This window comes from Cupriavidus sp. CuC1 (assembly GCF_044627735.1).
GTDB lineage: Bacteria > Pseudomonadota > Gammaproteobacteria > Burkholderiales > Burkholderiaceae > Cupriavidus > Cupriavidus ulmosensis.
In genome coordinates, this window is record NZ_JBIUHC010000259.1 from 1 (window position 1) to 8,645 (window position 8,645).

Consider the following 8,645-nt stretch of genomic DNA (forward strand, 5'->3'; position numbering starts at 1 on the left):
CGACCGCCTCGTCATAAGCCTCATCGACATGCCGCCTATAAGGCTTGCTGAGGGAGGCTTAACTTGGGTGGATTGGGTCCCCGCCCGCTCGGTAGTCAACGAGATGAGGAGGGATCCACATATCTGCACAACGCACTGATGCCAGTGCGGCCGATTCCATGCCACCTGCGTCGATGAGAAGTCACGGATGACCACCTTCTCGTCTCGCGAGCTTTGCAGGAGCAGCGGCATCGCTCGCGGGTGCCATGTGAGGCGTACTCTTGGCGATTCTGACCTTGTCGACTACGTTCTCCATTGCCGAATCGCGGAAAGCATGGGCCTCCGAGAGACATAGGAGGGGGAGGAGCGCAAGAACGGCGAGGGGCAGTTTTTTCATGTAAATAGTACAGGTTGGTTTGCGTATTGCTAATTGAGGGACCACAGTGTCTTCATCGCGCTGGCGTGTCCGATGCCGTTGGTCTGGAGGATGGGTAACACAATGAGGGTTCTTTGCTTTGGACCGAACCGGCGCCTGGGGAAGGCGCGCTGGAACTGCATTTTTGGGATCCGGTCAATCGATACTAACTTTTTAAGAAGTATTGTCAGGCTGCAGCGTATTGGCACTCCGGCTGACGAAAGAACGACTTAACTAACTCAGGTAGTCGTTGGATGCGGCGCAGCGCACTCAGCGCCAATTTCTTCATTTCGTTCTTTCCCTGGACCAAGCGCTTGGATACTTGCCGCTTCACGTGCGCCCACACCTGCTCATCCGGGTTTAAGGTGCGGAGAATACAGCGGCAGGTAGAACAGCTTCAACCGGCCTTGCTGGCCTTTGACGGTGGGCTGACCGCCGAGATCATGTTCAGCGAGAAGCGTCGGCAATGCGGGCCAGGCCAAGTTCCGTAGCCGGGTCCCCGACCTGGCGGCCCGACAGGTTGTTGTGGATCGCCAGCGGATAAAGGAGGCCGTGAACAACGACTTCGCAGAACGGCGCCAGTGTCTCGCCGAGACCCTGGGCCACTTGCTTGAGTTGTTCGAGCAGCACTTGCTGCTCCAAAGTTCGTTTCGTCATACGGACAAAATATCCAGAAAAAGACTGTTTGTCAAGGTGGATTCCTCCGGCGCACTGGCGGCTGGCTGCCCCTTGGTGGATTACTGGCCGGCGTTGTTCCGCGCGGCTTTGGGCGAGCCGCAGAACGGCCATTGCATACCGGCGAGAGGTCTCTGCGTGTGGCGGTCGATAAGTGGTTTGGGCCTGGTGCGGCGATGACAGTGCGTGTGATCGAGTTAAGTTGCACGCCTTCGGATCGAAGGCGCGCTACGTGCGCATTGGGGCGTTGCGGCCGGAAGGAAATAGCCAAGGCTCGCGTTGCATGCGTTGAAATTCGAACTTTCTGATTTCCTCTTGATGCAGCAAGCTTTGGCCAATCTCGTCGAGTCCGTTCATCAACAGATCGCGTTGAAATGAATCGATTGCGAATGACAAGACAAGGTCATCACCGAACTTGATCTGTTGGCGACCAAGATCGATCGTAATGGGATTGTCCTGGCCGCGATTGATCGCCGCAAACATCGTATTAATCTGCTCAGTCGAAAGGCATACCGGCAAGATGCCATTCTTGATGCAGTTTCCATAGAAAATATCGGCGAAGCTCACGCCGACGAGCGCGCGAATTCCCCACTGCGCCAGGGCCCACGGCGCATGCTCCCGGCTCGACCCACAACCGAAGTTGGTGCGGCATAACATGATCTGCGCCCCCGCAAATCTGGGCTGGTTCAATGGAAAATTCGGGTTGGGCTGCCGCCGGCTGGCGTCCATACCCGGCTCTCCGCGATCGAAATAGCGCCATTCATCGAATAGATAGGCGCCAAAGCCGGTACGGCCGATCATTGCCATGTACTGCTTGGGCAGGATCGCATCGGTATCCACGTTATCCCGGTCGATCGGTACGGCGATCGACGTCAGCGTGTCGAATCGTTCCATGACTATCTCCCACGTAGCTGCGATACATCGACAAAATGGCCCGCCAATGCCGCTGCTGCGGCCATGGCGGGACTGACCAGATGCGAACGGCCGCCGCGTCCCTGACGCCCCTCGAAGTTGCGATTCGACGTCGATGCGCAGCGTTCACCTTCCTTGAGGCCGTCGTTGTTCATTCCCAGGCACATCGAACAGCCGGCATCGCGCCATTCGAAACCCGCCTCCAGAAAGATCCGGTCCAACCCCTCCTGCTCCGCCTGCAGTTTGACACTGCCCGACCCTGGCACCACCAGCGCCTGAGCGATCGTCGGCGCGACTTTTTGCCCCCGCACGACTCGCGCGGCAATGCGCAGATCCTCGATACGCGCATTCGTGCATGAGCCTATGAATACCTTATCCAATCGAATGTCCTGGATGGCGAGACCGGGTTGAAGCTCCATGTAGGCGAGTGCGGATGCCATGGATTTTCTGCGTTGCGGATCGTTCTCGGTCGCGGGATCAGGCACGTATCCGTCAATGTCCGTCACCATGCCCGGCGACGTTCCCCAGGTCACCTGAGGCCGCAGCGCAGCGGCATCGAAGCGCAGCGACCTGTCGAAGGTACTATCCGCATCGCTACGCAAGGTCGACCAATAGGCTGCCGCAGTGTCCCATTCCGCGCCCGCTGGCGCACGGGGTCGCCCATGCAGATACGCGAGGGTCACGTCATCCACGCCGATCATGCCGCAGCGCGCACCCGCTTCGATGGACATGTTGCACAACGTCATGCGCGCTTCCATGTCCAGCCCCCGCACCGTCTCACCGTCGAACTCGATCGCATGGCCGTTCGCGACATCGGTACCCCACCGGCCGATGATCGCCAGAGCGAGATCCTTGGCGTAGGTCCCTTCGGGCAGAGCGCCATCAATCGTGATCCGCATGGTTTTCATGCGCTTCATGACCAGGCACTGCGTCGCCAGGAGATGCTCGATGTCGGAAGTCCCGATACCAAATGCCAAGGCGCCGAAGGCGCCATGCGTGGACGTATGGGAATCGCCGCACGCGATGGTCATGCCGGGCAGGATCTCGCCCTGCTCGGGTCCGACGACATGAAGAATGCCCTGGCGAACGTCTTGCAACGCGTAGAACGGGACGCCGTACTCCGCGCAGTTCCGGTCCAATGCCTGGACTTGCAAGCGCGCGATCTCACTATGCATTCCGCGTTCCCGGTGTACCGTCGGAATATTGTGATCCGGCGTCGCAATAGCCGCTTCTGCTCGCCACATGCGGCGCCCTGCCAGCCGAAGCCCATCGAACGCTTGCGGGCTCGTGACTTCGTTCATGAGGTGACGATCAATATATAGAAGCGCCGAGCCGTCATCTGCTTCGCGCACGACATGTCGGCGCCATAGCTTTTCATATAGCGTGAGGGATTGATTCATTTCTGCGAATCCAAGTAACTAGATTCAATTAACCAGCTTCAAATAACCACCTTCGAGGCCATCAGGAACATGGTCGGTGTAGGAGGCGTAGGCACGGGGCATACTTCCGGAAATTGCATTGGAAACCACGCATCAATCTGCGTATGTTCCTTAGCGCATATCTTCGTGGCTAAAATGCAAAATCATGGAAAATCTCCTGAATCTGCGAACGAAACCAACGCTGCGCCACATCTTTGTCGTCCCTCGGATGCCATACCAGGTCAATGGCGAGCGAAGCGTTTTCGAGCGGAAGCGGAAAGGTAAGGAATTTCTGGAATCCTTCTGCATGCAGCCAATGCTTGGGGACGACCGCCACCAGATCGGTGGTTTCAATGACCTCGCGCATCTCGAGCCAACTCGGCACGGTCATCGCGATCTTGCGTTCATGACCGAGGTTGGCGAGTTCATCGTCGATCAGGTTGGTGCCGACTCCACTGATCGCGATCTTCAGGTGGGTCAGACTGAGATAATCTGATAGATCGAGCTTTGATAGTCCGGGATAGCGAGCGGCGCTCATCACGACCACGAAATGGTCTTCAAGCAATCGGACACTGTTGCTCAGACCAGCGATCCTGGAACGCAGGGCGAGACGCACCTGCACCTCGCCCTGGCTAGTCTTCTGTTCGATGTCCTGAGGGCTGAAATGCTTGACTTCCAGACGCGTCGACGGTGCCTGCTCGCGTAGCCTCCGACAGAGGCGCGGAAGCAGATACACCCCGGCATAGTCGGATACGCGCATTTTGAAGACTTGCGTCGAGGTGGTCGGATCGAACTTGCTGCCCTGTATCACCGCTTGTTCGATCTGTTGCAACGATCCACTAATCATGCTTGCCAGCAAGAGTGCCTGTCCGGTGGGAATCATGCCGTCTGCGGTACGCACCAGCAGCTCATCCTTGAACGTCACCCTAAGGCGTCTTAGCGCATGGCTCGCAGCCGACTGGCTGATGCCGACGCGCTGGGCAGCCTTGGTCACACTTCGTTCTTCTACCAGTGCTTCCAATATGACCAGGAGGTTTAGATCAATGCTGCGCAGATTCATCGGTGACAGACTTGGCTGACGAGCGGGGGAACGGAACTCTCCCTCGTCTCAATGAGAGAAAAGCGTGCCGTATCCTTTGACCTTATCATCAATTCCGCTCGTGCGCAGCGCATTCCACACCATGACCTGGTTGCTCGTGATGACGGGCCGTTCGAGCGCTTGTTCCAGGCGCTCGATCACTTCCGCCGACCGGATGGCGGTACAGCTGATGAAATAGGCGTCCGCTACCGACGCTGCATACTGTATCGCTTGATCGAAAAAGACGTCCGGCGCCAGCTTTCCCATTTCCGCATTCGTATTCAGGCCGAGACCGTGATGATGGACGACTTCCAATCCATGGTGCGCCAGGAACGCGATTTCTCGCTGATTAACTGCGTCAAGGTAAGGGGTAAGGAGAACAATTTTCCTGGCACTTAGGGTTTCCAAAGCGGTGACAATCGCGGACCCGGTGGAAAAACAGGGCAGTCCGGTCGCATGTTCGATGCTCGCCATGATTTCGTCCTGCAATGGCACGCTGTACGTCGATACCGCGGTGCAGTGAAAAATCACCCGCTCCACACCGGCGTCTGCCAGCATGGCAGCGGCAGGCCCGACGCCCGCCGCCATGGCAAACAATTCTTCTGAACCGGTCCCTTTAAGTGGAAGACGCGTGACGTAGGCTGCCACGCCATCGGGCAGCATGGCCTGTATCTGCGGTTCAGCAATGAAATTGCCCGAAGGCACGATAATGCCCAGTCGTGCGCGTTCACCGTAGTTGATTTGCATTGCGTGCGCCCTCTGTTTGCTCTCAAGACTTCGATTCGGCAAGCGACTGGCGCGCCTGGCCAAGATAGACCGGGTTGATGTATTCCGCAGCAGAGGTCTTGGCGCGGCCCGGAAGGGCGCGGATCAACGCGCTGATGTCGATCAGTGCCTGTATGGAGTTGGGATTGGCCGCCGCATCGCGTGGAAAAATCTCGTCCCGGCTGTACTCTTCCCACGCGCGGTCTGCATAATCTGCGCTGATCCCACTGTGCTGCATAGCGATCTCACGGCATCCCATCTTGTTCGCATAGAACCAGTCATGCGCTTCGATGTATGCCTTCAAGAATGCCACCACGGCCCCGGCGTTTTCGTTGGCCCACTTTGCGGAAACGTTCAAGGAGGTGAACTGGAACCACGGGAATTCATCGCGGGGTTCGCACAACGAGGTGTAACCCTGGTCGAGCGCGATATAGTTCAGCGGGATGCCCTGCAGCCCCGCATCGATCTCCCCATTCTGCAACTTTTCCCAGCGCGACAGGATCGGTCCGACCGCCACGATGGTGTAGTCGCGGGGATGCTCCAGGCCGTGAGCGGAAAGGATCTTCATCACAAGTGAAGAACTGCCAGCGTCCAGCGAGGAAACACCTACCACGCCCCCACGCAACTGTGCGATGGTCTTGATATCGGGGCGCGCGATGAAAGAAAACGGCAAGCGGTTGACGTTGCCAGCAATGATCTCCAGATCGCTGCCCGTCTCGCTGCCCAGGATCACGTGTTCAGTCACCCCAAGCGATAGCTGGAGCCGGCCATCGATCAAGCGGTCCGTGACTTCGTCGATCGGTTCATACAACTCGATCGAGACATCCAGCCCGTGCTTCCTGAAGAATCCGGCGTCTTGCGCAATCCAGAGAGGCATGTTGAAATAATTGCGCGATACTGCGCCGACTTTTAGCGAAATCATTGTTTCTTCCTTTAAAGCGAAAAGAGTAATACCACGAGTACTGTGACGAGGACGGTCACCAGTAATGTCACAACTGGCTGGCGGGCTTTGATGCCATGGGTTGATCGCCCCGGATCGGCTCCGTCCAGTCGACAAGGATCTGCCTGCGTGTCAAAGTCAGGCTTGCCAGCGATCCCAAAAGCAGCAGCGCGCCGGCAATCGCAAAGGCCGCGGTAAAGCCGCCGCTGGACGCAACGGCATAGCCGGTGACGATGGGCGCGGCAAGACCGAAGACATTACCGCCCAGTATGAGCAAACCTACCGCCACTCCCGAATGCGCCGGGTCACCTAGAAGATCGTTAGTCAATGCGATATTCATCGACATGGCCGTGGACACGCATGTAAGCGCCAACGAAATGATCAGCACGATTGCCCACATCGAATCCACGAATGGCAGCGCGAATACGACCGATCCGAGCAGCAGCATCACGAAGATCATGTTGCGCCTGGCACCGCGTGCAAGCGCTTCGCTCGTCAGCAGCCGGTCGCTGAGATAACCCAGCATGATGCCGAGCACACAGGCGCTGGCATAGGGCGCGGCAGTGTAAAGGCTGCTCTTGACGACATTCATGCCGCGAGCGCGCTCGAAATAGGTGGGCAGCCAGGTCAGAAACAGATAGACGGTATATCCGGCGCAGCCCTGAGTCAGTGCCAGGCCCCACATTGTCTTTTCGGCGAGCAGCTTTTCCAGCCCGCCAGAAGCGCGTTTCTTCGCGGCGGCAGAATCAGTGGCAACCGCCGGCGTGGCCGAATCGTTGATCAGCACGCGTTCTTCCGCCGAAATCCATTTTGCCTGTGCAGGAGTGCGGTACAAGATCCACCAGAACACGCCTAGGCATATGCCCACTGCGCCAGTGACCAGGAACGAGCCGCGCCACCCGACTTGCGCGATCAACCAACCCACGAAGATGCCGCCAAGAGCCGGGCCCGCATAGGAGCCGGCGTTCAGGATCGCGGCGGCGAGTCCACGTTCGGTCTTGGGCGCCCATTCGCGGATGATCCTGCTGCCCGAAGGGTAAGACGCCGCTTCGCCAATACCCAGGAGAAGTCGGGATCCCAAAAGCAAGAAGAAGCTCGAGGCGAGGCCAGTCAAAACGCCCCCCACTGACCAAACGATGAGCGCCAGTGCCGTAACCTTTCGGGCGCCGAAGCGATCGACGACCAAGCCGGCCGGAATCAGGCAGAACAGATACGTCCACAGGAACGAAGAGAACATGTATCCCAATTGAATCGGGGAAAGTTGGAAGGTGGACGCAATGGAGCTTGCGGCAACCGACAGGTTGGTCCTGTCGACGTAATTCACCGCGTTCATAAGGAACATGGCGAAATACACTAGATAACGGCGATTTGTGCACATATCGTCTCCTGATTCTCGTTGGCCGCCGTGGAGGCGGCGTTTGTTTGAGACAATGGTGCGCAACTGGCGAGGAAAATGCCAACTCATAGTCGTCAGGATGTACATGAATCGAGTGCATGTGTTTTTTGACCTACATGGAAGATGTTTCCAGGCGTCGCTGGGCACAACAATTCACAATGTCTCAGAGCCACCTCTTTCAAGGTGATCAAACGACACGCCCAGCCTTGAGAACACGCAGGGTAGAGACATGTTCCAGCGCTTTGCGCATGTGGTATGTGGTGCCCGGCCCTCGCGGCGGCACGGATAGAAGGTAGCCCAGGCTGCGGCCCGGCAAGGACCAACCCCCACCTCGGCTTCGTGCCGCGTCAGTCCGCAAACGAAATCAAATAGCTTGCAAGGGGGAGCGTATCGCGCCAGACCTACCTACGCTGAAATCCAATGTTAGAGGGGGTTGACACTCGGGGGCGACCCCTTACCCTACTCGATCGCGATGCCTGGCGGCATGCACGCACGCGCGCGGCGGCGCCAGGCCGCCGCGCCGCGGATCATCGCGCCGCGTTGGCTTCCGCCACCGCTACCGCGGTCATGTTGACGATGCGGCGGGTGGTAGCTTGCGGGTTGAGGATGTGCACCGGCTTGGCCGCGCCCAGCAGGATCGGGCCAATGGTGACGCCTTGCCCGCCCGTGATCTTGAGCAGGTTGAAGGCGATATTGGCCGCGTCCAGCGTCGGCATGACCAGCAGGTTGGCGCTGCCGGCCAGCTTGGTGCCCGGCAGGAAGTGACGGCGCACGTCCTCGACCAGGGCGGCGTCGCCCTGCATCTCGCCTTCCACTTCCAGGTGCGGTGCCTCGCGGGCCAGGATCTCCTGGGCCACACGCATCTTCTTGGCCGACGGGCGGTTCGACGAGCCGAACATCGAGTGCGACATCAGCGCCACCTTCGGGTGCTGGCCGAAACGCGCGATTTCCTCGGCGGCCAGCTGCGTGATGGCGGCAAGTTCCTCAGCAGTGGGATCGTCGTTGACGAAGGTGTCGGTGATGAACAGCGTGTACTTCTCGAGCATCAGCGCGTTCATCGCGGCGAA

The 8,645-nt window shown here is 58.4% G+C and carries 7 protein-coding genes and 2 pseudogenes; all 9 read right to left on the bottom strand.

What is annotated here, in order from left to right; all coding sequences use genetic code 11:
• Positions 1-581: 581 nt before the first annotated feature.
• A pseudogene (locus ACGLHR_RS49195) lies at positions 582-801 on the bottom strand (transposase); the annotation flags it as partial.
• Positions 802-853: 52 nt separating this feature from the next.
• Positions 854-1,051: pseudogene (locus ACGLHR_RS49200) on the bottom strand (PAS domain-containing protein); the annotation flags it as partial.
• A gap of 246 nt (positions 1,052-1,297) precedes the next feature.
• The gene (leuD, locus tag ACGLHR_RS49205) at positions 1,298-1,963 is read right to left on the bottom strand and encodes a 3-isopropylmalate dehydratase small subunit (protein WP_400103083.1); all 666 of its coding nucleotides are present in this window, start codon (positions 1,961-1,963) and stop codon (positions 1,298-1,300) included.
• A gap of 2 nt (positions 1,964-1,965) precedes the next feature.
• Positions 1,966-3,381 (bottom strand): 3-isopropylmalate dehydratase large subunit, encoded by a 1,416-nt coding sequence (gene leuC, locus ACGLHR_RS49210; protein WP_400103084.1) that lies wholly within the window; start codon positions 3,379-3,381, stop codon positions 1,966-1,968.
• Positions 3,382-3,550: 169 nt separating this feature from the next.
• Positions 3,551-4,459, bottom strand: coding sequence for a LysR family transcriptional regulator (locus ACGLHR_RS49215; RefSeq protein ID WP_267600604.1), 909 nt, complete (start codon positions 4,457-4,459; stop codon positions 3,551-3,553).
• Between the two features lie 48 nt (positions 4,460-4,507).
• Complete coding sequence (locus ACGLHR_RS49220) at positions 4,508-5,224, bottom strand: hypothetical protein (protein ID WP_400103087.1); 717 nt, start codon at positions 5,222-5,224, stop codon at positions 4,508-4,510.
• Positions 5,225-5,246: 22 nt separating this feature from the next.
• Positions 5,247-6,164 carry an ABC transporter substrate-binding protein gene (locus tag ACGLHR_RS49225; protein WP_400103089.1) on the bottom strand — a complete coding sequence of 306 codons (918 nt, stop codon included), beginning with the start codon at positions 6,162-6,164 and terminating at the stop codon, positions 5,247-5,249.
• Positions 6,165-6,231: 67 nt separating this feature from the next.
• On the bottom strand, positions 6,232-7,665 hold the full coding sequence (locus ACGLHR_RS49230) for an MFS transporter (RefSeq protein ID WP_400103091.1): 1,434 nt from the start codon (positions 7,663-7,665) through the stop codon (positions 6,232-6,234).
• A gap of 440 nt (positions 7,666-8,105) precedes the next feature.
• Positions 8,106-8,645 (bottom strand): phosphate acyltransferase (locus tag ACGLHR_RS49235; protein ID WP_400103093.1); only part of this gene is annotated, 540 nt, incomplete at its 5' end.